At 39.4% G+C, this 24,700-nt stretch carries 25 protein-coding genes, 2 pseudogenes and 1 riboswitch; of the genes and pseudogenes, 17 read left to right on the top strand and 10 right to left on the bottom strand.

Features of this window, described 5'->3' with window-relative positions:
- Nucleotides 1–10: 10 nt before the first annotated feature.
- From ACYQ03_RS13185 to ACYQ03_RS13170, 4 genes are all read left to right on the top strand, one after another.
- A complete protein-coding gene (locus ACYQ03_RS13185) occupies nt 11–763 on the top strand; it encodes a phosphonate ABC transporter ATP-binding protein (RefSeq protein WP_459910384.1) in 753 nt (250 codons plus the stop codon).
- Nucleotides 753–1,649, top strand: coding sequence for a phosphonate ABC transporter, permease protein PhnE (gene phnE, locus ACYQ03_RS13180; RefSeq protein ID WP_459910383.1), 897 nt, complete (start codon nt 753–755; stop codon nt 1,647–1,649). The genes ACYQ03_RS13185 and phnE overlap by 11 nt, the downstream gene beginning before the upstream one ends.
- Before the next feature lie 149 nt (nt 1,650–1,798).
- The gene (locus tag ACYQ03_RS13175) at nt 1,799–1,981 is read left to right on the top strand and encodes a hypothetical protein (RefSeq protein ID WP_459910382.1); all 183 of its coding nucleotides are present in this window, start codon (nt 1,799–1,801) and stop codon (nt 1,979–1,981) included.
- Between the two features lie 20 nt (nt 1,982–2,001).
- The gene (locus ACYQ03_RS13170) at nt 2,002–2,184 is read left to right on the top strand and encodes a hypothetical protein (RefSeq protein ID WP_459910381.1); all 183 of its coding nucleotides are present in this window, start codon (nt 2,002–2,004) and stop codon (nt 2,182–2,184) included.
- Nucleotides 2,185–2,358: 174 nt separating this feature from the next.
- On the opposite strand, the gene ACYQ03_RS13165 is transcribed toward ACYQ03_RS13170, so the two are convergent.
- On the bottom strand, nt 2,359–2,592 hold the full coding sequence (locus ACYQ03_RS13165; protein ID WP_459910380.1) for an SHOCT domain-containing protein: 234 nt from the start codon (nt 2,590–2,592) through the stop codon (nt 2,359–2,361).
- A 447-nt stretch (nt 2,593–3,039) separates the two neighbouring features.
- Nucleotides 3,040–3,186, top strand: a riboswitch (FMN riboswitch).
- 111 nt (nt 3,187–3,297) lie between these two features.
- Between ACYQ03_RS13165 and ribB the strand changes: the two genes are divergently transcribed.
- Complete coding sequence (gene ribB / locus ACYQ03_RS13160; protein ID WP_459910379.1) at nt 3,298–3,951, top strand: 3,4-dihydroxy-2-butanone-4-phosphate synthase; 654 nt, start codon at nt 3,298–3,300, stop codon at nt 3,949–3,951.
- Between the two features lie 88 nt (nt 3,952–4,039).
- On the opposite strand, the gene ACYQ03_RS13155 is transcribed toward ribB, so the two are convergent.
- Together ACYQ03_RS13155 and ppsA are read right to left on the bottom strand one after the other, a co-directional pair.
- On the bottom strand, nt 4,040–4,330 hold the full coding sequence (locus ACYQ03_RS13155; RefSeq protein ID WP_459910378.1) for a peptide-methionine (S)-S-oxide reductase: 291 nt from the start codon (nt 4,328–4,330) through the stop codon (nt 4,040–4,042).
- Complete coding sequence (ppsA, locus tag ACYQ03_RS13150; RefSeq protein ID WP_459910377.1) at nt 4,300–6,969, bottom strand: phosphoenolpyruvate synthase; 2,670 nt, start codon at nt 6,967–6,969, stop codon at nt 4,300–4,302. The genes ACYQ03_RS13155 and ppsA overlap by 31 nt, the downstream gene beginning before the upstream one ends.
- A 296-nt stretch (nt 6,970–7,265) precedes the next feature.
- Here ppsA and ACYQ03_RS13145 point away from each other — a divergent pair, with 296 nt between their 5' ends.
- A complete protein-coding gene (locus ACYQ03_RS13145) occupies nt 7,266–7,442 on the top strand; it encodes a hypothetical protein (RefSeq protein ID WP_459910376.1) in 177 nt (58 codons plus the stop codon).
- 241 nt (nt 7,443–7,683) lie between these two features.
- Nucleotides 7,684–8,433, top strand: coding sequence for a YetF domain-containing protein (locus tag ACYQ03_RS13140; protein ID WP_459910375.1), 750 nt, complete (start codon nt 7,684–7,686; stop codon nt 8,431–8,433).
- A gap of 103 nt (nt 8,434–8,536) precedes the next feature.
- On the opposite strand, the pseudogene ACYQ03_RS13135 reads toward ACYQ03_RS13140, so the two are convergent.
- The 3 genes and pseudogenes from ACYQ03_RS13135 to ACYQ03_RS13125 form a co-directional block, all read right to left on the bottom strand.
- Nucleotides 8,537–8,923: pseudogene (locus ACYQ03_RS13135) on the bottom strand (PEP-utilizing enzyme); the annotation flags it as partial.
- A gap of 59 nt (nt 8,924–8,982) precedes the next feature.
- Nucleotides 8,983–9,585: a PEP/pyruvate-binding domain-containing protein gene (locus tag ACYQ03_RS13130; protein WP_459910374.1), complete on the bottom strand. Its 603-nt coding sequence runs from the start codon at nt 9,583–9,585 to the stop codon at nt 8,983–8,985.
- Nucleotides 9,586–9,635: 50 nt separating this feature from the next.
- Nucleotides 9,636–10,157: pseudogene (locus ACYQ03_RS13125) on the bottom strand (TetR/AcrR family transcriptional regulator); the annotation flags it as partial.
- A 1,176-nt stretch (nt 10,158–11,333) separates the two neighbouring features.
- On the opposite strand from ACYQ03_RS13125, the gene ACYQ03_RS13120 reads away from it, so the two are divergent.
- Nucleotides 11,334–11,927, top strand: a complete 594-nt coding sequence (locus tag ACYQ03_RS13120; protein WP_459910373.1) for a hypothetical protein — start codon at nt 11,334–11,336, stop codon at nt 11,925–11,927.
- Between the two features lie 105 nt (nt 11,928–12,032).
- Here ACYQ03_RS13120 and ACYQ03_RS13115 read toward each other — a convergent pair whose 3' ends face one another.
- Entirely contained in the window at nt 12,033–12,788 is a 756-nt protein-coding gene (locus tag ACYQ03_RS13115) for a class I SAM-dependent DNA methyltransferase (protein ID WP_459910372.1), read from the bottom strand.
- Nucleotides 12,775–13,287 (bottom strand): GNAT family N-acetyltransferase, encoded by a 513-nt coding sequence (locus tag ACYQ03_RS13110; RefSeq protein ID WP_459910371.1) that lies wholly within the window; start codon nt 13,285–13,287, stop codon nt 12,775–12,777. The genes ACYQ03_RS13115 and ACYQ03_RS13110 overlap by 14 nt, the downstream gene beginning before the upstream one ends.
- 78 nt (nt 13,288–13,365) lie before the next feature.
- Between ACYQ03_RS13110 and ACYQ03_RS13105 the strand changes: the two genes are divergently transcribed.
- The 9 genes from ACYQ03_RS13105 (at nt 13,366) to ACYQ03_RS13065 (ending at nt 21,808) form a co-directional block, all read left to right on the top strand.
- On the top strand, nt 13,366–14,874 hold the full coding sequence (locus tag ACYQ03_RS13105; RefSeq protein ID WP_459910815.1) for an aminotransferase-like domain-containing protein: 1,509 nt from the start codon (nt 13,366–13,368) through the stop codon (nt 14,872–14,874).
- A 54-nt stretch (nt 14,875–14,928) separates the two neighbouring features.
- Nucleotides 14,929–15,084: a CNNM domain-containing protein gene (locus ACYQ03_RS13100; protein WP_459910370.1), complete on the top strand. Its 156-nt coding sequence runs from the start codon at nt 14,929–14,931 to the stop codon at nt 15,082–15,084.
- Nucleotides 15,085–15,137: 53 nt separating this feature from the next.
- On the top strand, nt 15,138–15,428 hold the full coding sequence (locus ACYQ03_RS13095; protein WP_459910369.1) for a hypothetical protein: 291 nt from the start codon (nt 15,138–15,140) through the stop codon (nt 15,426–15,428).
- A gap of 569 nt (nt 15,429–15,997) precedes the next feature.
- Nucleotides 15,998–16,549 (top strand): DUF2062 domain-containing protein, encoded by a 552-nt coding sequence (locus ACYQ03_RS13090; RefSeq protein ID WP_459910368.1) that lies wholly within the window; start codon nt 15,998–16,000, stop codon nt 16,547–16,549.
- A gap of 568 nt (nt 16,550–17,117) precedes the next feature.
- Complete coding sequence (locus ACYQ03_RS13085; protein WP_459910367.1) at nt 17,118–17,963, top strand: Sir2 family NAD-dependent protein deacetylase; 846 nt, start codon at nt 17,118–17,120, stop codon at nt 17,961–17,963.
- Between the two features lie 36 nt (nt 17,964–17,999).
- Nucleotides 18,000–18,596: an HD domain-containing protein gene (locus ACYQ03_RS13080; RefSeq protein WP_459910366.1), complete on the top strand. Its 597-nt coding sequence runs from the start codon at nt 18,000–18,002 to the stop codon at nt 18,594–18,596.
- A gap of 254 nt (nt 18,597–18,850) precedes the next feature.
- Nucleotides 18,851–19,756 (top strand): SIR2 family NAD-dependent protein deacylase, encoded by a 906-nt coding sequence (locus ACYQ03_RS13075; protein WP_459910365.1) that lies wholly within the window; start codon nt 18,851–18,853, stop codon nt 19,754–19,756.
- A gap of 77 nt (nt 19,757–19,833) precedes the next feature.
- Nucleotides 19,834–20,370 carry a cysteine hydrolase family protein gene (locus ACYQ03_RS13070; RefSeq protein WP_459910364.1) on the top strand — a complete coding sequence of 179 codons (537 nt, stop codon included), beginning with the start codon at nt 19,834–19,836 and terminating at the stop codon, nt 20,368–20,370.
- Nucleotides 20,357–21,808 carry a nicotinate phosphoribosyltransferase gene (locus ACYQ03_RS13065; RefSeq protein WP_459910363.1) on the top strand — a complete coding sequence of 484 codons (1,452 nt, stop codon included), beginning with the start codon at nt 20,357–20,359 and terminating at the stop codon, nt 21,806–21,808. Before ACYQ03_RS13070 ends, ACYQ03_RS13065 begins: the two co-directional genes overlap by 14 nt.
- A gap of 252 nt (nt 21,809–22,060) precedes the next feature.
- On the opposite strand, the gene ACYQ03_RS13060 is transcribed toward ACYQ03_RS13065, so the two are convergent.
- Both ACYQ03_RS13060 and ACYQ03_RS13055 read right to left on the bottom strand, forming a co-directional pair.
- Nucleotides 22,061–23,080, bottom strand: a complete 1,020-nt coding sequence (locus ACYQ03_RS13060) for an HYR domain-containing protein (protein ID WP_459910362.1) — start codon at nt 23,078–23,080, stop codon at nt 22,061–22,063.
- Between the two features lie 415 nt (nt 23,081–23,495).
- Nucleotides 23,496–24,269, bottom strand: coding sequence for a hypothetical protein (locus tag ACYQ03_RS13055; protein ID WP_459910361.1), 774 nt, complete (start codon nt 24,267–24,269; stop codon nt 23,496–23,498).
- Nucleotides 24,270–24,700 lie beyond the last annotated feature (431 nt).

The following is a 24,700-nucleotide window of genomic DNA, read 5'->3' as shown; positions in this document are numbered from 1 at the left end:
TGGAGGAAATATGGATAGACAAGAGATGGTCCGGGCAGAGAAGTTGGTTAAGGTTTATGACAACGGCGTTACGGGACTAAAGGGGATTGATGTGAGTATATATAGTGGTGAGATGGTGGGAGTACTCGGAGCCAGTGGCTCCGGGAAAACCACCTTTTTCCGCCTTATGAATGGGTTCATTGCGCCAAGCGAGGGCAATCTCTATGTTATGGGCCAAGCCATGCGGGGACTTAGCCATCCTGATTTACGAAAGCTAAGGTCTAGTATTGCAATGGTCTCGCAAAATCATAATATCATTCCTGGCTTATCCGTAGCCCGTAATGTGATCATGGGTAAACTAGGTCAGGTGTCAATTTATCAGGCTCTACGCTTACTCTTTTATATGAGTGAAAAAGAAATAATGGAAGTCTGGCAGTTATTGGAACAACTTGAATTAGCAGAGAAGATATTCGTCCGTGCCACTGACCTTTCAGGAGGACAGCAACAACGGGTTGCTATTGCCAGGGCGCTGCTCGGCAACGCCAGTCTTATTCTAGCAGATGAGCCCATCGCCTCGGTAGACTCCAGAACTGCGGCAAATATACTAAATATATTTGCCAGGCTTAACCGCGAGAAAAACATTACCATTGTTACAAATCTCCATCAGCAGGATTTTGCACTTCATTACTGCTCACGAGTACTAGTGTTGGATAAAGGGAGCTTAATCTACAGCGGGCCTCCAGAGGGATGGATTTCTCAAAGGGGGTATGTCCGTGCACAGTAAAAAATCATTACCTCAATATAGAAGTAATAGCCTAGCAAATTTTGCTCTACTCTTTCTTTTCCTCTTTTTCTTTGTATCAAGTGCCAAGGCCACAAATTTTGAGTTAGCAGCCTTTACAGATCCTAAAAATATTAACAGTATCGGCGATTTCGTATCTGGCCTGTGGCCTATGGAGTTGAGACCAGATTTTTTAAGAGATGTAGGCAAAATGATACTTGAAACCCTTACGATCTCCGTGGTAGGAACTGTTTTGGCAATAATCCTTGCTCTACCTTTAACTATCGGTGCCCTAAGACTAAGAGGCGAGGAATATTCTGCACGAAACAGTAGTGTTATATCCTGGTTGGGCAGATGGATTCTTTACTATCTATCACGGTTTATTTTAAACCTTTTCCGTGGCATTCCTGAACTACTTTGGGCATTAATATTTGTTGTGGCTGTGGGTTTGGGGCCTTTTCCCGGGGTGTTAGCCCTAGCAGTCCATAGCACTGGTATTTTAGGAAAACTGTATTCCGAAATTCTAGAATCAGTTGACCAGCAACTGGTGGAAACTGGCCGGGCCACTGGAGCAAGTGAACTGGCTGTTTTACTATTTGTTCGAATTCCAGCGACTCTTCCTGTGCTGGTGTCCTACACATTGTTCAGGTGGGAATGTAACATGCGAGCGGCAACCGTTCTAGGGCTAGTGGGTGCGGGTGGCATTGGAACGCAATTGACCATCAGCATGCAGTTATTTGCATATAACGAAGTAGCTACACTAGTAGCGGCCATTTTAGTTCTCGTGGTACTGGTGGATCTGGTGGGACAGTTTCTAAGGACAAGGATACTTGATCGGTCGATAAATTGCATGGGCGAGAAACAATTACTAAATCCTGAAAATGAATAAATTTATACCTTTAATAACCTTCCCTTTTGATCGGAAGGTTATTTTTTATAGCGACTGTTTGCTTGGATAGGGGAATAAAGGGAACAATATTGCATATTGACCTGCCTAGAGTGAGCATAATACATATGAAAAAAGGGGAGGTGAATAAATTGATCACAAACGTAGATATTCAAAACTGTATCGACAAATGTACACAGTCTGCTCAAATGATTCGTAATATTGCTAACGGTACCGTAGATCACCGCGCACGCATGGCTCTTGCAGAAGCAGACCGTCATATTGAGATGTGCATACACAGTTGTCTTGATGCTAAAGAAATGGCTAAATCTTAATCTGAAAGAAGGTGCAATGAATGAATCAACAACAACAGCAACTCCAGCAATGCATTCAAGATTGTCAAGATACATTGAATAAACTTCAGTCGTTTACTAATAAAACCCAAGATGTTCGTTTAAAGTCCACTCTTACTGAATCCGTCCACCATCTTGATATGTGTGTTCGGGAGTGTCAATTTGCTACCAAGCAAGTTCCTTAGATTTTTTGGGGTCAATATGGTCCTTTAATTTTTATCAAGACACCTTCAACTAATCCATCAATTATCTCTTATTATATATGAAATAAATAGGACTAGGAAAAAATCAAGAAGCCAACCTGAGAGGATTGGCTTCTTGATCTGTTATAAAGAGGAGGGTCATATTAAACTGGTTGATCAACGGGAAATTTCTTCTTTCAGCTGCTTATATTCGTCGGATGTAATTTCATTACGGGCATAGCGAGATTTTAATATATCCAGGGCATTAGAAGAAGAATTTTCCTTGAGGGCATTTTTCATCCCGGCACTTACTGCCCAGTAAATTACAAGCCCGAACAAGGCTAGGGGAATTAACATCATCAATATTCCCCCAAAGCCCATGCCATAACCGCCGTACATCATTGGCATCATGCATTCCTCCTTTATTTTGGTTACTTTATTGTTTACCACATCGGGTTGTTTTAAAAGGATGCCTGCGCGGAGACAAATCTAGCCAAAGATAGTGATGGAGGTCTTACAGTTTTAAGTATATAAAAAGGTTGTTACAACACTGTCACCAAAATATCACATTTTTGTGATATTTAAAATCTCCAGAAAATGAAGGTATATACTACCGATGTCTAAACGACACGTTTGGCACTACCCACAGCTAAAGCAGTGAGATAGCTGCCAATAAAGCGAGCAGCACCTTTTTAGAAACTATTGCTAATGGCTCATAGAATGTAATAAAGATCGAACGGGTTACTCCATTGGTTAGCATGTTTCTGGCTTAATGGTTTGTGTGGATGGCCGAACAAAATTTTCTAATTAATGCTAAAATATATTGACAAGGTCTGGTAAAGTGGTATAGTTTACGTAACTTATTCTCAGGGCGGGGTGAAATTCCCCACCGGCGGTAACCAGTTTAGACTGGAAGCCCGCGAGCGCTCCTTTACATTAAGGGAGGACAGCAGATCTGGTGAGAAACCAGGGCCGACGGTATAGTCCGGATGGAAGAGGATAAGACAGTCAGTAACCTACTACAGCATAATATTTCTCATGCTGCCGTTATTAATAGGCAGCTGTCTGTCTTTACGCCCTGATTCTGGTAAGTTAAAAATCAAAAGGGGGATTACCATGAATCAGAATTTACTTGTTCAATTTGGCAACCCGTATGAACGGGTTGAGAGGGCACTTTGTTCACTACGCAACGGTCACGGAGTATTAGTTACGGATGATGAAGATCGTGAAAATGAAGGAGATTTAATATTTCCTGCGGAAACACTTACTGATGCACAAATGGCAATGCTAATACGTGAATGCAGTGGTATAGTATGTCTATGTCTTACTGATGAAAAGGTAAAGTCTTTAGCACTACCCATGATGGTTGATCATAACTCAAGTCGGTTTCAAACTGCTTTTACCGTGTCTATCGAAGCAGCAAATGGAGTTACAACTGGTGTTTCTGCCTTAGACCGTGTTAGAACAGTAAAGGCCGCAATTGCGGATAATGCCAAGCCTGAAGATTTAAACCGACCAGGACACATTTTTCCTCTAAAAGCACGTCCCGGTGGCGTGTTGGAACGCCAAGGACATACTGAGGCAACGATAGATCTTATGAAATTGGCGGGACTTAAACCTGCAGGGGTACTTTGTGAATTAACAAACCCAAATGGTACTATGGCTCGCCTACCAGAGATTGTTACCTTTGCTAATAAGCACAACTTTTGTGTACTATCAGTCCAAGATTTAGTGAATTTCAGAAAATCAATTGACCGAAAGATAAGTTAGTAAATCTCCGTAATAGCCCCTGAGTAAATAGTAAAGGGGCTATTATTTTTTTGGGTATAATTAAGTATTAGCTTTCAAAAAACTCTTTTTATTTTGGTCGGTACCTCAATTTATGGTCTTGTGCCATTATTACTTCTTCAAATTTTCCTTCTCCTATATGACAATAACCATCTGGGTTCTTTTCTAAATATTTCTGATGATATGCTTCGGCAGGGTAATAGTTTTGTAACTTAGATACTTCGATAGCAAGCGGATTATCATAATTCTTCTGGAGTTCTATTAATGAATTAACTATTATTTCCCTGTCTTGTTCATCTGTATAATAAATCCCTGTATGATACTGAGTCCCTATATCATTTCCCTGTCGGTCTTTTGCCATGAAGTTGAAAGGAAGGGAACGTTTTGGAATGGTTGGATATACCCTTCCGTTCCATGCACGCGAATGCGTTGCCCATCTTTTATTAGCTTGGTAGCATTTTCTACTCCGACAACTGCTGGCAAGCCATATTCACGTGCGATAACTGCTCCATGGGTCATCAGTCCACCTACTTCGGTGACTAGGCCTTTTATGGATACAAACAGTGGTGTCCAGCTAGGGTCAGTAAAGGAGGTGACTAATATATCTCCATCTTCTAGATCAGCATCTTCTATATTTAAGATGACACGTGCCCGTCCCTCTATAACACCGGAAGAAACAGGTAGACCTACAATAGCTTCGGCGGGGAGATTTTCTCGTTTGTACTCACCTGCAATGATTTCACCATCAGATGTGATAACACGTGGGGGAGTTAGTTTTTCATATAATTTGTACTCGTCTTTTCGTTTGCTGATGATCTGGTAATCAATTATATTTGTCCGTACGACTTCGCGAAGTTCTTCAAAAGTGAGATAGTATATATCTTCTTTTTCATGAATAACGCCTACTTGTACCAGTTGTTCGGCTTGTTTCAGTAAAGCATGCTTATAAACGAAGTAGCGATTAACAATGACGTATTTTGGATATTCACGATAACCGATGAAATTACGAATTAGGTCGATCATTTTTTTAGTTTCTTTGGCTTTTTGTTCACCATCCGGTAATTGCTTCAATCGATCTATTAACTCTTGTTCTTTTTTTAAAGCTTCCTGTCGGCCTTGCTCAAATTTTCGATGGCTAGCATTAGGCTCAAAGTTTTTAACATTACTAAGAATCATCGGGATAAGTGTAGTTGGTTTTTCGCTCCAACGAGTTTTAGTAATATCGATTTCTCCGACACATCGCATTCCGTATTTGTTAAGATAAGCATAGATAGCCTCTTGGGTTTCCTGTCCACCCTCAAACTTAACCAGTTCATCCAAAAAGTAATCATCTTTTACACGTTGTAAATAATCAATTACTTCTGGATAAGGACGAATCACATCAGCGACATCCAATAGCGCCAGACCCATTTCAGAAGTAATATTGTTTGGTACAGATTGTGAAAGCGTGTCTGCTGCGTCTTTTTCACCCAACCACTTCTCTATATTTTCATTGATCCATGCTGAAGCATCTTGGGCTGCCATAATCACACCTAAATTTTGTGGGTCAAATAAAATCTTCTTTAATTGCTGGATATCTTCTAGAATGAAATCAAATAAATCTGATCCTGATTTCGTTTGGATGATTTGTTTTAATTCTTCTATCGATGTTTGACTACTCTTTATCAAATCAGAAACGATTGTCGGATCGTTTTCGATTTGCGATTGAAAACCCGCGGACGACATACCCTTATTGTTTTTACTGGGACTCTGTCCTTTCTTATCATTTGGAAATGATTTTATAAAATCTCCTCGCTCTATTATGGTCATGAGTGCGTCTTTTATGAGTGGATCGTGTTGTCCCATTGCATCTAATAAAATTTCTCTGGTGTCAGGTGAAGCCAATTGATGTGTGACATCAACAAACAACCTACCACCAGCTTTAAACCTGGGTCCAAAAGATGTTAATTGGAATATCGACATTCCCAATGGTTTCAAGGGGTCGGTCATCATTTGTTGATGACCCACAGATACATAAACGTGATTTTCTTGATCATTCGCTTCAGGAATGGGGTATAAAGTTGTGATTGGTCGACTCTGGACAATGTAAAATGTATCATCAACCAAACACCATTCAATATCTTGTGGGTAGCCAAAATAAGCTTCGATCTGTTTTCCAATGCGTGCTAGCAGTAAAATTTGTTGTTCAGTAAGTGTTTGAGTCTTTTGTTGAGCAGGATCGATCTGCTGTGTCTCTGTTCTGCCTTCTTTTAGTCCATAGATAGCCAATTTTTTGGTTGCTATCATTTTTTCGACGATTTCCTCTTCCTTTACTTTATAACAATCGGCAGATACCAAGCCAGAGACCAGTGCTTCTCCAAGTCCAAAACTGGCATTGATTGATAGTAGCTTTCGGTTAGAAGTAATCGGATCAGCGGTAAATAAAATCCCTGAAGCCTGTGGGAAAACCATTCTTTGAACGATAACAGATAAATTAACTTGGCTGTGGTCAAATCCATTTTGCATTCGGTAGATTACCGCACGATCTGTAAAAAGGGAAGCCCAACATTTACTGATATGCTGCAAGATTGCTTCTTTCCCGATGATATTTAAATAGGTGTCGTGTTGACCAGCAAAAGAGGCATGTGTTAAATCTTCAGCAGTGGCACTAGAACGCACTGCATAAGCATGTTCATCGCCTAACTGGGAGAGAAAGTAAGAAACTTCTTTAACAACATCAGAAGGAATTTCTACTTCTATAATGATTTGTCGAAGTTTCCTGCTGAGTTCACCAATTTGATCTCGATCTTCTATTTTTAGCATTGTTAGTTGATCCAACAATGCTTGAAACGTTTCGTTTTGTTCGATGGCTTTTTGATATCCCACTGTTGTAACACAAAATCCATCTGGTACTTGTATTCCTTGAATTTTTGATAATTGCCCTAAATTTAACCCTTTTCCGCCAACGAGCAAAAGCTGTGTTTTTTTTATTTCCTGAAAACCGAGAACCAAAGAACTCATTCTACATCTCTCCTTAACCATCACATTTCTTTTGGTTTCCTTTTCAACAAATCTTATTAGAGTTCTATTGCATTTTAGCAGTGGTAAATGAGAATATATAGTCTATATTGACCATTTTTTATATGCTATAATTAATTCAGGAAGAGTTTAATTTGTAAACCATCAGACTTTCACAGGATATCGTTATTCCCCAGCCCACCTATATCTATATGGCGAGCTAGTGTTAGGTAAATAATTTTGGCCTCACCGGATAAGCTAATAAATGATAAAATATTAGCTGATGAGGAGGCCTGTATATGCCACGTAAACCAGGTGCCACAGATAAAAAGAAAGGCAGTCAAAAGAATGAGACCTTTATTCCCGGGGTAACAGAGGGAGCGGATTTCATTCAGCAAAAACTGGGTGATCCCCAGGGAATGAAGCTAGATAAAAGTATTGTCCAGGCAGCTAAAAAGGATGAGTTCAAATTATAAGTGTATTCGGCTGAGTTGGAAGTAAACCGACCCAGCCGATTTTGTTTCCTTGCAAACTTTTTTTGTGAGCTATTATTAAGGGACTTACGTCTTTAGAATACATTAGAGAAGGGCATATTAACCTTCTCTAATTTGCTATTTTATGGTTATTTATCAAGTTGTCTGTTAAAAGATTTGAGGAATATATTAATCTAGTTGGTAGAGAATAAGTAAAAGAATAAAGGTGGGGAGGAAGACTGCTATGCCCTTTTGGGAAGGTCAACAAGACCTTACAACTATCCAATGGTTGTTGAGAGCCTTTTTTGTATATTCGTACTTGCTGATTTTAACCAAACTAATGGGCCAACGTGAAATTGGGCAGTTAACTCTGTTCGATTTTATTGTAAGTATAACTATCGGCAGTGTTGCCGCGGGTGGTCTTAATAACAGCACAGGTGGCCTCCGAGGGGTTATCACCACAATAGGGGCATTAGCTATTCTCCAAATAATGTTAAGTTTTGTTTCATTAAAAATGTCCAAATTAAGAAGGGTATTTGAGGATGAGCCGATCATTCTAATACAGAATGGAAAGTTATTAGAGAAGGCCATGAGGAAAACAAGGTATAATCTTGATGATTTAATGTCCCAATTAAGACAGAAGAACTTTTTCTATCTTCACCAAGTGGAATTTGCTGTTTTAGAACCTTCAGGCAAGATCAGCGTACTTGCAAAATCACAGTACCGTCCTGCCACTCCTGCGGATCTGAACATCAATACCCAATACGAGGGTTACCCCAGCATATTAATTGAAGATGGAAATATCATAAATGAAAATCTTAAATTGATAAACCTTAGTGAGGAATGGCTTATGGGTGAACTAGAGAAAAATTATATACAATCACCAAGGGATGTTCTAGTGGCTATGCTGGATACTAAAGGAAAGTTATACTTTAGCCTAAAAAATAATGCCTCTGAAAGAACAGGATCTCACGGAGAGCCATCAATGGCATAGGACAGGATATTTTTTCCATAAAATATTCTATTAGGACTCTTCCATGCAATCCTTTTCGCTGCGTAACAACTTTAGATGGGGCAGCTTGCTAGTCTTTAGTTCGTTAAGTTGGTAACGTATGTAGGGACTGACCCCTTCTGGGATAAACTGTATATCTCGATTGATCGAGATATACTTTACCTTCATCTCCATCTACAACCACTTTAACACCATTCTTTATAATACTCATGACACCTGGTATATTTACTACTGCGGGAATTCCGTATTCTCTGGCCACAATAGCTCCGTGTGACAAAAAGCCTCCCGTTTCCATAACCACTGCACCAGCTTTTAAAAATAAAGGAGTCCATCCCGGGTCGGCGGAAGGTGCTATCAAAATATCCCCAGGCTGAAGTTTGCTTCCTTCATTGGGGTGGAAGATTAGTCTTGCTACCCCGGAGGCCTTACCGGCAGCAACGGGCACCCCCTTCAGGCAGTTACCAGAGGTTTGGATAATTGGTTCTGTATACCAAAATTGGCATTGACAACTAAAACGTCCTGACGACCTGTTTAGGGATCACAGGTAAAACCAACTCCGGCAGCAGTGGCCTTTACCATTTCCATCACAACTACCGCAGGCAATACGTCATTATCACTTATATTTAGTTTTTTGCGGTAAATAACCGCCTCAGTGGACCATAGAGAGGCACAACCTTTGATAGCATTAAGAATATTGTCCAAACCACAAACATTCAGAAAGGATTGATGTATACCTGCAAAGGATGCTTTAATTGAGTCTTCAGCCGATGCAGATGATCTTACCGCTAAGGGTTTTCCTAGCATACACTCATTATTAAGTAAGAAAGCTTTTAGGATATCCGGTGGTAGAGAGCCATCTTGAATTTTTTGTCTAAGTTGAAGCAATCTGCCCAGTATAATTGGTTTTTCTATATTTTCAAGGGTTAATTCTCCTGAAATGCTTTCAATCATATCCTGCAACTTATTATACTTGATAAACTCTACGTAAACCTGAGTAGTGAATACACCTCCTACAGGAATATTAAACCCATACTTTGCCAAGCGGCCCAAATTCCAACCCTTGCCACCCGCAACCTGAGCACCTGACTGAAAAGCCTCTTGCCATGTTAAAAAGACTTTTTCCTCGGATTTCATATTTACACCACTCTTTCATTATTAGGTGGGCGTTGTACCTTTTAAAATCTTTATTTTGTAGTCTCTTCCCTGTTAATTGACCCGTAGAGAAACAAATCTACTACTTTAGCCATCTCCTTACGAATATCGAACCTTGCTGGGTCCTGTAACCAATCTAAGATAACGGCACCACGGAGAACCTCGATTTGCGTCATTAGTAATTTAGCTGATACATCTCGTCTAATTTCGCCTGCTTCCTGGCCCAACCTGATAATCTCAGCCATGGTGCTTTGCGTCCCTGTTTGGCTACTATAACCACAACCCTGATACATGTTTTTTAAACGGTAGCCTAGACATATTCCTGTAATCTCTGGATTAATTTCAACCCACTCATAAGCCTTATCCAGGGCAACCAATAAGCGCGACCTGGTATCGGGCAAGCTCTGTAAAACTTTATAGGTCTCCTTAGCAAAGCCCATTGAGAGTTCTCTTACATATTGATCCACAATAGCTTCTTTCACTGGGAAATGGTTATATAAGGTTTTCCTGGCAATATCAGCTTTTTCTGCTATCTGCTCCATAGTTGTATTGTTAAAACCCTGACGTTCTTATACTCCTTTGCCTTAAAAATTTCTTTGTTATTTCCATAATAATCTTTACATACCAAAGAACAATTTTGAATATTTTAGCGTGGTGAAATCGCAATGTTCCGTTTATTAGAGCCACCTTATTAAAACCTTTGATCCTAACATTTTACAAAGTAAAAGCAAAGCTTTTCGCCACTTAAGGGCCGTAGAAGCTTTGCTTTATGTATTTCGCTATTGATTTGACCGATAAGTATTATGGCCTATAGTTCATTGGTGAATAGTATTACTAGAATGTATATCAATAAATTTTTATTATCGCTTCTTTTTTTAAAATATGGTTTTGGTTTTCTTTTTTCTCAAATTATACAGACAATAAGTCACCACTAATAAAATCTCAAATAGGAAAATTAAATCCATTAATAACATTTGGTCATTATAATAAATATAATTTCTTAGACAGTTAAAAAAGCCATAAGAATAAAACATAAAAACTGTAATATTGGGAATTAGGATAATAATATTTTTTGTTATATTAGTAGCTTTATTTATACTCCAAATAAATAACACCAACATTAATATAGAACTAACAATAACATGAAGTACCTCTCCATTTGTAAAAGAGGGGGGTATATCCGATGTAATTAACATCCTGACAAAAAATGTATATCCCATTAATACAAGTGAAAACACATATAGCACTATATACATAACTTTTCTCCCCGTTACATAGAATCTATATTCATTATAACTTATCTCTTTTTTGTTTGTTGAACATTAATCAGCTAATGCGTACCAATTGTTCAGATTATCGGTTGGCTGTTGCTTCGGCTGGTATCTTTCTGAGTGGGGAATAGAAGTGGGCAATTATCCCTCAAGCCTTAATAAAATTGAGATAATGGAAAGGAATAGATTGAAGAGTAGAGAAGTAATTGATGATAAGAAATTATTATTTAGGAAGTGTGATAGTTGATTAACTATAAACAAATGATACCTGTTGTGTTGGGTATCCTATTTGGCCTATCTGTCATCATCTCACAGTCTGGTATCCTGAAAAATATTAATATAAGTGCATACACGTTCGCTAGCCACATAAATTTTGTATTACATGTCCTTATAGTAGTTTTAGCATGGCGACACTATAGAAGAATGGGTTCCCCCTTATTTAAATGGATATTTGTCAGTATGGTTATTTCGTTTTTCTTAAAAGTTGAAAATTTACTATATAATTATTTCATGACTTTCCTTCGCAAGGCTTTAGGCTCGGAAGTATTTAGTGTTATTCAGCAAATAAACCTCTCAATAACCCTGGGTTGTAGTCTAATTGTTGCCCTACTGTTGGTCTATGCCCTTTATAACTATCGTACTAAGACACAGTTTCTTTGTTTTATCAAACCTAGCTGGTTGGCAGTTCTAATATTAGTTTGGTTTGGTTCTAGTATAGTTGCCCTAGTGCAAAGTAATACCTTTAATGAATTCATATACCTTCTACCACAGATTACAGTTGGAATTATCTACTTCTATGGCTTTAGAACATCAATTAATATGTACAAACTTCATAATGATAACCTCTTTAGGTGGTTTACCTGGATTTTTATATGCTACCTGACACCAGTTCTTCTAAGCATAATTACTATTGCCTTTACGCCATTCCCTGATATTTTCGAAACACGTTTCTTTGCTTTATATAACTATGTAGCAATGGTATTTGCTTTTGGAAAGCCTACCTTACTGTTACTATTTTTGCTCAAGTATCATAATGAAGAACCAGTTTTATAAAAAACTTCTACAGAATCAGGTCTCACTTCGAGGTTTCATTTGTCTATCCCCTTGCTATCATAAATACTTAATTAAATATAATGAAGTTACCCATAGCATATCGAATCACCATCCTTTTTGTTGGTGAGAAACATTATTATTTATTGTTTTTAATATATAAATTGTCCAGGGTGCAATTGTTGTTTCAGTAAGCCATTTACACGGGTCACTCTCATTAGCCAGTGGTTTATAAATATGTACCACCTCTAAATCTGCTCTTTTGTAAACCTCCTGATAATCCTCCTCTGTCCAGATAAAATCCTCAACTGGTCTATTGTCTTCTATATCAGTAATAATGATTTTAACCTTGTCTCCGCTTTTAGCGTACTTATTTTCAGGGAAGTCTTTGGTGGAAAAGGAAACCCATTCATTTGTATAAATTTCAGGTGAAGATACCAGATTGATTATTCTTCCCTCGCTTTTTAGAAGACGACCCATTTCTCTAAAAAGTTGCACTTTTTTCTCCATTAATGGGATATTATCAAAGGTAAAGGCAGACATAATGAGATCGTAGTTTCTAGATTGAAAAATTCTAAGATTACCATCTTCAACCAACCGATAATCACCCTGAGGATCAATTTCCCTTGCCATTTTTATCATATCCTCGGCTATATCGGCCCCAGCAGCAGTATAGCCTAATCTTTTTAGAAAGCGTGTAGATCGCCCAGTGCCGCAACCAAAATCTAAAGCGTTTTTTCCTACTATATATTTGCCCAGTATGGACGGTAAATCCCGATATGCCAAATAATAAGTGCCTGTGAATCCCAATTTTGCATAGGCTTCTGCACGTTTGTCATCCTGGTAGCAATTAATTATTTTCATAGTTTCCTCCTGGTAATTTCAGTTGCATCCACACCACATCAAAGTTAACACCATTTTTAAACCCTATTTCTTTAAACATACCACATTCCTCAAAACCATGCGTTCGATGGAATTCTATACTACCCTTATTAAAAGATGATATGTTTGCCAATATATTTATAATTCCCTTCCCTTTAGCCTTCTCCAGTAGGAATTTGAGCATGCTAGTTCCTAATCCCTGGCCTAATAAGTCTGGCTTAATAAAGTAAGAAATTTCAGCAGTTTTCTTAAAGGTGGGTATAGGGCTATAGGGACGAAGCATAGCAAAACCAACAACATTACCCTCCTGAAGTTCAACAACAATCCTTGGATAAAATTCATTTTTTAGAAATAACTCCTCAAATATTGCATAGGTTAATTTTTTCTCGGGGTAAGCTGCATACCCATGTTCTATATAATGGTTCAAAATGTCAATTACCGGAACGCGATCACCGATGTTCATCTCTCTAATATTTGCCATAAGTACCACCTTTCTATATGAGGTAAATATCTTGTTATGATGATAAACCTATCTACCCAGTAAAGGTAGACACAGTTTATAGGGAATTTATATATAACAGTTGCAAAGCTAATCTCGCTGTTATATGTTTTAGGAAATGGTGAAGGGGGTTGTACTGCCATCAAAAAGTACAATCAGATTATGAATAGAATTCAGGAACTGGTTCACACAGGAACTATTATAGAAGGTGAGCGATTACCGTCTATCCGCTCAATGGCCAAGCAAACAGGTGTTAGTGTCATGACTGTTCTTGAAGGATATCGTCGTTTGGAAAATATGGGCTTAATCGAAAGCCGACCCCAGAGTGGCTACTTTCTTCTGCCTAAAGTAATTCGTACCCCCGAGCTAAACTCTCGACTACCTGAAGTAAGCCGATCAGATATTGTACTTCGGACAGAAACGGTGAAGATTCCTGAGGTAGTAGAGCAGCTTGTCAAACAATCTGCTCGAAAGGATGTTATTCCGCTTGGAAATGGGGCACCCATAGCAGACTATTTTCCAAACGAAGAACTAAGTATCCATTTGGCCAGAGTAGTCCGTACCAATCCAAAGGTTATTAACTCTTATGCTATGGGGTGGGGTCATCCTTCCTTAAAGGAGATGATTTCAAGATGGATGATTGAGGCTGGATGTATTACTAGGGAAGATGAGGTTGTTGTAACAAATGGTGCAACTCAGGCATTAATGCTAGCCTTGAGGGCAGTAACAAAACCCGGCGATACCGTTGCCGTTGAATCCCCCGGGTACTATGGCTTCTATGCCTTGCTACAGTTTTTTAACTTGAAAGCAGTGGAAATACCCTCTGACCCGCAAAGTGGACTAGCGGTGTATGCACTTAAGAGTATATTAGAGGGGGGGGTGCACCCAGCCTGCGTATTGCTTTCATCTTGTCATTCCAATCCTACCGGAGCTGTGATGCCCAATGAAAATAAAGAGGGTCTAATTAAACTTTGTCTGAAATATAACTTGCCAATCATAGAAGATGATACCTTTGGAGAATTGACTTTCAATAACTATAGGCCCCGTCCTCTTAAGTCACTGGCCCCTGACAATGTACTTTATGTGGGGAGCTTTAGCAAAATTCTTGCCCCCGGCTATAGGATTGCTTGGTTGGCTGGTGGTCGTCATACAAATGATATACATAGATGTTTTGCTATGTCAGTGCTTGGTAACTCGCCGGTGACACAGCTTGCATTGGCTTCATACCTAAAAACTGGAGGATTGAAGAGGCATCTGCGATCTTTGAGAAAAAAGTACAAAGAAAATGTTATGTTGTTTCAAAATAAAATTGCCCAATGCTTTCCAGAAGGAACCAGGGCTTGTAGTCCACAAGGGGGTCATTTTTTGTGGGTAGAGTTACCTGAGGAAAGTGATGCTGTAAAGCTATCTATTGCTGCTATTTCAGATAAAATCTCAATAGCTCCGGGAGTTTTATTTTCTTCTCGTCAGCACTACAGAAAATACTTCCGACTTAACTTTGCAGTTAAATGGAGTTTTGAAGTAGAAACAGCACTGGAGCGATTAGGCGAATTAGCCTATCTTTGTTAATTATTATTAAATTAAAGGTAGAAAACTAAGAGTTAAAATCTATGGGCAACTTTCATGCATGTTGTCTTTGGTGAGTTAGTTCCTAAATCATTAGCGATACAGAGAGCAGAGAGGATCACAGTGTTGTTAGGTGGGCCTATGAGGCTTTTCTATTATGCTTTTTACCCTGGAATAGTGGTATTTAACGCGGTTACTCCAAAATATATTTGAATTTGAGAAAAGAGTAGCCAGGGAGGTTGGTACCTCGTCTGGAGGTTGTTTTCTTGGATAAGAGAAAACTCCTGGAGGAAAATTTGGAAATTGCGCGTAAGACTGAACACACCCGTTTCCCCCTGATAAACGGGGACAGCGACCATGTGATTGGGCTTGTTCATATAAAGGATCTTTTCCGGCTAGATGACAGAGCAAGTATTGAAAAAGTAAAAAGGAACATTATGATGGTTCCAGGAGGGCATTCAACGAGTTCGTTTAAATATATTGGACAAAAACCTTTGCGAAGAAAAACTTGTGGCATCATAAAAACTTCGGGCTTGGCCCGGAGTTTTTTTTATTAGGGTTCTTGTAAATATTTCAGCTCAATGCGCCTGATTGTATTTTTATCTATTTCCAAAATGGTAAATTGAAACTCAATATATCGAACAGATTACCCCTTTTCTGGAGCCATTTGGATTCCTCAATGAACCATCCTGTCAGAGTAAAGACACCTTTTGTCTTAAAAGCTGTATTAAATTCCACCCTTTCTAGAGCTATAAGATTAGTATTTTTCAAATATAGAAAATCTTACTATGAATGTTCCTGAGAGGGGTTTAGTTAAACCATAGCAATAATTCGACTGTAGATGTATTTAATAGCGCAACGTTTAACTGTACAGTTTCATAGTGAAGCTTTATACTAAAAGAAGTGAGGGTTTGTTCATGGGATGACACTTTATTAGGATAGGGGAAGAAAATTAGAGAGGATAGACGACTTGTACAGTGTATCTTACTTGAAGGAACTGACAAACAAATTTAAATCGCCCAACTGAAGCCAATAGTGGTGAAAATATACTCCACCCTTTTCGATTACAGGAATTCAATAGGGTAGTTATGGAGATATGTATTAAAAATAAATGAGGGAGAGATATATGATTTTAAAAGAACTGAAGAGTAGGTTCTTCAAGATTTTAAATATTAAAGACAATCCAGATAAACTAGCAAAAAGTATGTCCCTAGGTTTTGGATTGGCACTACTTCCTTTACCAGGCATAAATATACCGTTAGGTATTTTGCTCGCAAAACTTCTGAAGCTAAATATAATAGCTACCTCTGCTCCAGCCCTTTTATTGACATATGTATCACCTTTTCTTTACTTGCTAAACTACAAAACTGGGGCAGTATTTATTAAAACCTCTGAGAAGCCACCTCAGGATTTTGTATACGATTTGACCTTCTGGGAGAAAATAGTTAATTTTTTCGCTCAAGCTGGTCCTGCTTATCTACTAGGCAGTGTAATTAATGCTTCCTTAGCTGCTATCGTATCATACTTTACATTCTTGGTTATATATAAAAATGCACGAAAATTACTTTCTAGAAGATATGGAATCAAACTAAATAAGCATGCTTTAAACAAGTTCCTAGGTCACATAAAAAACCCTCAAATATTAGAGAGGATTAGAAAAAAGAAAATAAAGCTGTAGGTGTTTCTTAGGTTCGACATGGTATATAGTAATAACCAGATTATTCTTAAAAGTAAGGCCCTGTTAGTGGGTTGTCAGCAACAGTTCCTTTGTATTCTTTCATAGTTGCACTATCCTCCTAGGTGTCATTCAAATGATGGAGGATATGTGTAAGCTTCGCTTCGAGACCGTTGTTTCCACCCGAAAAGTCATGGGTTTTTAGCATCCCTTGTTTTTTGCTGCCTTCTGTCCATGTAACTCATACCGTACAAATACTTTAAAATGTTCAGTAACTTACAGACAGACCATAACCGATTTGAAGTTACCAAGCATTTACTTTTAAAGGGAAGCCGCTCCGTAAAGGGGCGGTTATTTCGTTGTATGCTATGATGCTGTCAACGAGATATACTATCCAATTAGATAGTATACGTCAAAAAAGTGCATACTTGTTCGTGATTCCATACCGACTATATAATACATTTAAATCAAACATCTTTCACCTCTGATTCTAATGTGGGGTGTGCTCCATATGCAAGAAATAAATTCATTTGGTGACTAGATATAATTTATCAGAATGGAGAATCATTACATGGCAGAAAAATATCGTAAGGTTTTAACAAAAATCCAAGAGGCCGACAGCATTGTTATCGGCGCAAGTAACGGCCTCTCCATATCGGAAGGTATTCATATCTTTGCGGATGATACAGCTTTCCAGGAGAATTTTGGCGATTTTCGTAATAAGCATGGTTTCCGCAGTATCATACAAGGATGCTTTTATCCATATCCTTCCCAGGAAGAAAAGTGGGCTTTCTTCAGCCGTATGTACGAATATTTTTTAATCAACAAGTTAACCAGTCCAGTGATGAAGAACCTTTATGAACTGGTGAAAGATAAGAACTATTTTGTGGTTACCTCTAATATAGATGCTCATTTTACACTGGCAGGATTTCCAAAGGAACGCCTCTTCGAAATCGAAGGCAATTGTCGGAATCTACAATGTTCGCATGGTTGTCATAATAGGATTTATCCAGGCGACGATGTTTTAAGCAAAATGGCCCAAAACCAAGAGAATGGAAAAGTTCCTCCGAATCTTATTCCTAAGTGTCCTGAGTGCGGAGGACCAATGCAAGTCCATATCGAAGTCGATGGGAATTTTCTAAAAGAACAGTCTTGGCAAGACAGCTATCATGCTTATCAGGAATTTATCCAGAAAGCTCATGGTAAAAAAATAGTTTTTCTGGAATTGGGCGTAGGTGCCAGAAACCAGCTGATAAAAGCACCATTTATGAGGTTAACGAATGTTGAGGAGCATGCTACCTACATTACTTTTAATAAAGGCGGCGAGCTTTATATTCCAGAGGCAATAGCTGCTAAATCTATTGGTATGGACGGTGATATTGCAGAAGCGTTGCAACAATTGGTGCAGATGAAATAAGAGAATTCTACAAATGTGAGACTAAAGGAGATAAAAATGTTTTTAGAACAGGTTTTGAATGATCCTATCTGTCAGCCAGTTGCAAAGCATTATAAACGATGGTGTATACTTATGGAGCAAAATATCGGGTTTTGGCTGCGAGACAGTGTCAAGCACACCAAAGACCATTGCGCCCGGGTGTTGCTGCTGGCATTGGTTATAGCGCATCAAATTGGGCTGAGTGATGAGGAGATGGAAGGGCTTAGCATGGCGGCTATTTTCCATGACTCTCGCCGCCTGGATGATTGGCTGGATAAGGGGCACGGCAAGCGGGCGGCAGGATATTACCAAGATTATTGCCGTGAGCATGGCATGCCCTTTGATAAACAGACTTATTATATTATGTATTACCATGACCTGGATGACACCATTGGTTTGGCAGAGATTGCAAAAGCGTTTACTGTCGGTGAGCGGTGCACATTACTGTATCAGATTTTTAAGGATGCTGACGCATTGGATCGTTTCCGCTTAGCCCCGGATGCTCTGGATGTAAATATGCTTCGGACGGAAGAAGCACATACACTTGTTGATTTTGCAAAATACCTTTTGCAGAAAAGCAGCGATGGATTAAGCTATGAAATATATATTTTTTAAGTGTAAAACAGACAGAAAATAATATTTCTGTCTGTTTTACTCATTTTAAAGCCGTCATTATTAATAACACAGCATTATAGTAACACTATCCCTAGAGACAGTATGTGTCAAAAAAGTGCATACTTGTTGATAAAACTATACCGACTATATAATACGCTTAAATCAAACATCTTTCACCTCTGATTCTAATGTGGGGTGCTATATAAGTAAATGTTTTCAATAATAATAAACATCGTTAGGAGGACAAATAAATTATGGTATCAAAGCAATATCAAGACAACATAGCAACAATAGTGCAAAAAATCCAAGAAGCTGAGGCGATTGTGGTTGGCGGCGCATCGGGCATGTCTACTGCCAATGGTCATGACTTTTATGGGCATAGCAAGTATTGGATTGATAATTTCAGTGAATTTGAAAGGAATTACGGGATTCGCGGTAATTTCCAAGCCCTTTATTATAAATATCGCACCAGCGAAGAACGTTGGGCTTATTTAGCCAAACACGGTACCCTTATGTTCGATACCCCACCCGGACAGACTTATCTGGATCTGTACAAGCTGATCAAAGACAAGAATTATTTTATTATTAGCACGAACCAGGACATGCAGTTTTCCAAGCTCTTTCCAGAAGAAAAAATCTGTCTGCCTCAGGGTGATGCGCACTGGTTCCAATGTGGAATTCCTTGCCATGATCAAGTTTATCCCGCAGAAGAGATGCTTAGAAATATGGCCGCCAATATTAAAGATACCAGAATTCCCACCGAACTTATTCCAAGATGTCCAAAGTGCAGCGGTGAAATGGAGCCTTGGATCCGTTCCTTTGTTTTTCTGGAGGGCGAATTCTGGGAAGAAGGAATGGAAAGATATGGAAAATTTTTAATTGAGAACTCTGATAAGAAGGTTCTGTTTATTGAACTGGGTGTAGGGTCCATGACACCAAACATAATTAAATATCCATTTTCCCAGATGACGTATAGCCGGCCAGATGCCTTCTTGGTTCGTATTAATAAAGGCGAGGCTCCAACTCCTGAGATGTTAAAAAATAAAGCAATCACGATGAATGCAGATATTGCACAAGTACTGAGTGATTTGGCTTCGCATATGCAAGGAATGAATTCATTGGACGATGGAGAATTATCACAAGGAAGAGAAGTATCGTAAAGTGTTGCAGCAATTGGTGCAAATACGAATGTGAGGCTAAAGATAATAAAATGTTAACAGCAGGGAGGAATTAAAGAATGAAGGTTCTGGTAGTTATTGATATGCAGAATGATTTTATTAATGGAGCTCTTGGTACGGAGGAAGCTATAAAGATCGTTGATTCTGCGAAAGCAAAGATTGACAGTTATCTGGAGGCTGGTGACACGGTCATTTATACACAAGATACCCATACCGAGGCTTACCTCCAGACACAAGAAGGAAAGACGCTGCCTGTTGAGCATTGCATAAAAGGGACGCCTGGCTGGGAAATTTCGCAAAGGGTGTATGTGAGCGGATGTCCGGTGATTGAAAAGCCCTCTTTCGGTTCAATAGAGCTTGCTGAATTGATTGCAGGGATGGGGGAAATGCAGTCTATCGAGCTGATTGGGATTTGTACCGATATCTGTGTGATTTCAAATGCACTGATTTTGAAAGCAAAAATGCCAGAGGTTCCCATTATGGTTGATGCATCCTGCTGTGCAGGTGTGACTTTGGAAAGCCATCAAAACGCACTGGATGCAATGAAGGCCTGTCAGATTGAAGTGATCGGAGGAAAAGACGATGACTCAGTTTGATAAGCGAAATATCAGCATGATGATGGATTTATATGAAATGACGATGGCTAACGGATATTTTGCGGGACAAAATGAAATGAAGTGGGTCGCATTTGACGTATTCTACCGCAAAAATCCGGATAAAGGAGGTTTTGCTATCTTTGCAGGTTTAGAACAGATCATCGAGTATGTAGAAAATCTACGTTTTGACGCAGATGACATAGATTATTTACGCTCGATGTATCTTTTCAGAGAAGACTTCTTAGATTTCTTAAATAATTTTCGGTTCAAAGGCGATATTTACGCCTTCCAGGAGGGAACCATCATGTACCCCAATGAGCCGATCATTACCGTAATAGCTCCACTCATTGACGCACAGTTAGTAGAAACGGCAATTTTGAATCAAATCAACCATCAGTCCTTGATTGCCACAAAAACCAGTCGCATCGTAAGTGCTGCGGACGGACGGGCCGTATCAGATTTCGGAGCAAGGCGCGCTCATAATATGGACGCGGCTGTTTACGGTGCAAGGGCTGCTTATATTGGTGGAGCCAGTAGCACCTCGAACGTCATGGCAGGAAAACAATTTGGAATACCTGTCAGCGGAACGATGGCACACAGTTGGGTCATGTTCTACAAAGATGAGTATGAGGCCTTTCGGCATTACGCAGAAAGTTATCCAGATGCAACCGTGCTGCTAGTAGACACCTATGATGTCATTCACTCTGGCATCCCCAATGCCATCCGGGTAGCAAAGGAAGTTCTGGAGCCAATGAGGAAACGACTGAAAGGCATACGTCTGGATTCCGGAGACCTTGCATATCTCTCAAAAAAGGTACGTTGCATGTTAGATGAAGCTGGGCTTCATGACTGTAAGATTTTTGTATCGAACAGTCTAGACGAATATACGATTACTTCAATCCTCAACCAAGGCGGCAACATCGACGGCTTTGGCGTGGGAGAACGTCTGATTACTGCGAAAAGCGCCCCGGTATTCGGTGCGGTATATAAGCTTGCCGCTGTGGAAGAAGATGGTATATATGCACCGAGGATCAAGATGTCGGAAACCTTTGAGAAAATAACAAATCCGGGGCTTAAAAAGGTTTATCGCGTTTACAGTGAGGAAGGAAATGCGGTAGCCGACCTGATTACGAGGGCGGACGAAAGCGTGGACATGGACAAGCCCTACCGATATGTCGATCCAGAAAAACCCTGGAAAAACCGCTACTTCACCAACTGCACCGTGAAAGAATTGCAGCAGCTTGTGGTGAAAGCTGGGAAACGGGTATATCAGGCGCGTAGCCTAGATGAAATCCGCAGTTATGTAGAGCAACAATTGGAAACCGAAATTTGGGAAGAAGAGCAGCGGTTTGAAAACCCGCATAAGCACTATCTAAATATGAGCCCGTATTACTATGAATTGAAGATGAGCCTGCTGCACGAAGCGCAGACTGCATGACAAGTTAATGAGGTGGATTTATGTTAGGAGCAATCATTGGTGATATCGTCGGCTCGCGCTTCGAGTGGAACAATGTCAAGACAAAAGAATTTGATTTTTTAACCTTCCGATGTTCCATAACAGACGATGACTCCTTGGGGTTGAAGAAGCTTTGCTTTATGTATTTCATAGAGTTATTACCATGTTAATTGCTAATAAACAATTCTATTAGAGACCCTGGTGAATAGTAGCGATATCTTGTGCACTACTTCTCTAAAAAGGCTTAATAAAATTAGTTATCAATGGTTGAGTTTTCACAACTTGTCTAACAACCTTCACATTAAAAGAACAAGAGGCAGTGTTTCCAGAAAGATTTGTAACAGTACAGGTGACAATTGTAGTTCCTATGGGGAAGAATGTTCCAGATGGTGGACTGCAGATGCAGTTAACAATACCGCAGGTGTCGGATACAGAAGGATCTGGATAGTTAACTATAGCTCCGTTCTGCCCTGCCGAATTAAGAACTGTTATGTCAGCAGGACAGATAATCAATGGTGATTCAGTATATTGGTATAGGTAATAGTTTGTTCCATCAAATCGCCACAGCAACTTTGTGCAATTCAGATTACCATGAGGAGCTGTGATTGTTTGCTGTGGATTATTGTTTTGCGGGGGACTGTACTGAAAAATACTTGATGGCCCTCCATATCCCTTAGCTACCCCTACCAGTGGGAAATAACTATAACCAGGAAGAGGAACGTTATTGTTATCTAAATCCCCATAGGAAAAACCAATGCAGCCAGTGTTAGTGAGGACAACCTGGAACGTATTGATTGGAGGGTTAGATTCTTCGGTATTCCAAACAGGTAGATTGTTCCATGTAACAATAAAAATATAAGGTAACTGTTTTATAAATACACCACCGTTAGTACCAGCTAAACTTGGGTCTATGTCAAACCAATATGGTGCAATTCTAGGATATGTGTTGATAAACGTAATAAAAGAGTTGGAGAATGGATCAGTACCTTCGGTACCCCCGAAAGTTAGATTGCCGTTTGAGTTCACATATAGATTTGTATGAGAAACACCGTGAAAAGGAAAAGTAAAACCTAGTGTAAAGTCCACTAAAGCACTGTCATCATCACCTAAGTTTAGCTTTGTGCCAAAATCAGGTCCCGGATCAAACAAGGAACAGGAATCTGCAATTTCTAATATTTCATTATTTTTAACAGTACTCGTACTTGTAGAATCTTTTAAAGGGACTGCTAAGGGCTTCTCTTTAATATCGTGCATTTCTTTTTCCTCCAAGTTATGAACATAGGTTTGAAAATTGTATTATATTATATTTTTGTGATTAAATTTGGTTCCTATAAACCTTTGATGTGATGTAGCATAGGAAATTAACTTTAAAGCCCTCCCGGCTAAAGCATTTCGAAAGGGCTTAGTAAATGGTGTTGAAGTGTGTTTTTGGGAAACAGTAGCTAATACTGGCGATAACCCACCTTTATAGAGGTGGGCTTGCTCATCAAAGGTCTATTAACCATGAACATTACAATAATGGAGCGGAATAACTTTGCAGTAGAAAATCCCTAACAAAAAACAAAATCCGGCATACTTTGTGCCGGACTTTTTTTCTATACGAATCCACGTGAAAGGGTTATGTCTTATTGTGATAACCCTATCGTCATAAGTTTCGTTTTCTATTCAATTAGGGCAGCAATATCACATCGACAATGACAGGCACTACGGCAGCCGGTTCTAGAAGGATATCCACATTATTGGCATGTTTATTCTGCCAAGCAATAATATGATTGGGACTGTTAGAGCCAAAGGTCACTGCATAGTTTGAGGTTCCCAAAGAATGGTTTACGGTCTGGGTCGTTTCTCCGGGGGCAAAAACAACTTGCATCCTGTTTCCAGAGGCCCAGATAATATTAAATTTAGATGTACCACTGGGTTGAACAAAGAAACTTAAATTATTGCCATCATATAGCACTCCACTCAGTGTAACGTTACCGTTTATAGTCAAATTTCCACTAAGGGTGTCATCCGCATCCGAACGAAGAAATTGGCTTGAGCCCAACCCATCTAGCAGATTTGCATTATTAGCATGTGCAGCATTATTGGCTGCTTCAGCGAAGTCCGCATGAGTGGCATTATTGGCTGATTCAGCGGAGTCAGCATGTGCAGCATTGTTGGCTGCTTCAGCAAAGTCCGCATGAGTGGCATTGGTTGCAATCTGTACCCAGGTTGCTCCAGTATCTAGGTAAATATTGCCAGAATCAGTATCCACAAACAACCGCCCGGCAATCCCTGCAGGAGGTCTATTGGCTAAAGGGTTTTCTTGGATAGAAGGTGCGCCCCCTGCATTTCGTACAAACTGGCTTGGATCAATGGTTACGCACATCGAAGAATTAGGTACGAAGGGCAAAACCCGGGAAGTAACAGAAATACAACTCCTGCCGCCCTTATTGTTAGACATAAGAACACCCCTCTTCAAAGTCTACTTAATGGTAGAATATGCTAGGAGTAATGGGTTTGCTAATGAATGTAATAATTCAAATTATTGTCAATAATCCCTGTCATATCGCTGACAATAACTATTATGACGGTAGTTCTTTGGCTGATTGTAGGCATATTTCTCCCCCCCGTTTTTCCAACATTTACCTTTTTTATGATGTGCGCGGGGGATTCTAATAGTTAAACCTTAAATATTAGAACACTTATGGTGTACATTTTCAATAATGCGAATCAGGAAGTCATAATGCGGGTTCAATATTTGTAGTACTGATTGCGGCAATGCTGTATGATAGAAAATTTGATTAAAATAATTTTAGGCAGTATTATGACAGCATCCTTTCGATTTGTTCAAAATTGAAAACGGCAGACTTGCTTGATAACAAACCTCAGCAA

The organism is Desulfotomaculum defluvii (assembly GCF_054657375.1).
The sequence above is the reverse complement of the archived record's forward strand: the minus strand, read 5'-3'. Positions and strand labels throughout refer to the sequence as shown.

Coding starts and splice junctions, on each gene's coding strand:
- ACYQ03_RS13115 (WP_459910372.1), bottom strand. CDS start 12,788: ATGAAAATAATTAATTGCTACCAGGATGACAAACGTGCAGAAGCCTAT.
- ACYQ03_RS13110 (WP_459910371.1), bottom strand. CDS start 13,287: ATGGCAAATATTAGAGAGATGAACATCGGTGATCGCGTTCCGGTAATT.
- ACYQ03_RS13145 (WP_459910376.1), top strand. CDS start 7,266: ATGCCACGTAAACCAGGTGCCACAGATAAAAAGAAAGGCAGTCAAAAG.
- ACYQ03_RS13090 (WP_459910368.1), top strand. CDS start 15,998: ATGATTTTAAAAGAACTGAAGAGTAGGTTCTTCAAGATTTTAAATATT.
- ACYQ03_RS13170 (WP_459910381.1), top strand. CDS start 2,002: ATGAATCAACAACAACAGCAACTCCAGCAATGCATTCAAGATTGTCAA.
- ACYQ03_RS13065 (WP_459910363.1), top strand. CDS start 20,357: ATGACTCAGTTTGATAAGCGAAATATCAGCATGATGATGGATTTATAT.
- ACYQ03_RS13155 (WP_459910378.1), bottom strand. CDS start 4,330: ATGGCAAAAGACCGACAGGGAAATGATATAGGGACTCAGTATCATACA.
- ppsA (WP_459910377.1), bottom strand. CDS start 6,969: ATGAGTTCTTTGGTTCTCGGTTTTCAGGAAATAAAAAAAACACAGCTT.
- ACYQ03_RS13060 (WP_459910362.1), bottom strand. CDS start 23,080: ATGCACGATATTAAAGAGAAGCCCTTAGCAGTCCCTTTAAAAGATTCT.
- ACYQ03_RS13055 (WP_459910361.1), bottom strand. CDS start 24,269: ATGTCTAACAATAAGGGCGGCAGGAGTTGTATTTCTGTTACTTCCCGG.
- ACYQ03_RS13165 (WP_459910380.1), bottom strand. CDS start 2,592: ATGATGCCAATGATGTACGGCGGTTATGGCATGGGCTTTGGGGGAATA.
- ACYQ03_RS13100 (WP_459910370.1), top strand. CDS start 14,929: ATGCATGTTGTCTTTGGTGAGTTAGTTCCTAAATCATTAGCGATACAG.
- ACYQ03_RS13140 (WP_459910375.1), top strand. CDS start 7,684: ATGCCCTTTTGGGAAGGTCAACAAGACCTTACAACTATCCAATGGTTG.
- ACYQ03_RS13120 (WP_459910373.1), top strand. CDS start 11,334: ATGGTTATTTCGTTTTTCTTAAAAGTTGAAAATTTACTATATAATTAT.
- ribB (WP_459910379.1), top strand. CDS start 3,298: ATGAATCAGAATTTACTTGTTCAATTTGGCAACCCGTATGAACGGGTT.
- ACYQ03_RS13085 (WP_459910367.1), top strand. CDS start 17,118: ATGGCAGAAAAATATCGTAAGGTTTTAACAAAAATCCAAGAGGCCGAC.
- ACYQ03_RS13130 (WP_459910374.1), bottom strand. CDS start 9,585: ATGAAATCCGAGGAAAAAGTCTTTTTAACATGGCAAGAGGCTTTTCAG.
- ACYQ03_RS13080 (WP_459910366.1), top strand. CDS start 18,000: ATGTTTTTAGAACAGGTTTTGAATGATCCTATCTGTCAGCCAGTTGCA.
- ACYQ03_RS13070 (WP_459910364.1), top strand. CDS start 19,834: ATGAAGGTTCTGGTAGTTATTGATATGCAGAATGATTTTATTAATGGA.
- ACYQ03_RS13185 (WP_459910384.1), top strand. CDS start 11: ATGGATAGACAAGAGATGGTCCGGGCAGAGAAGTTGGTTAAGGTTTAT.
- ACYQ03_RS13075 (WP_459910365.1), top strand. CDS start 18,851: ATGGTATCAAAGCAATATCAAGACAACATAGCAACAATAGTGCAAAAA.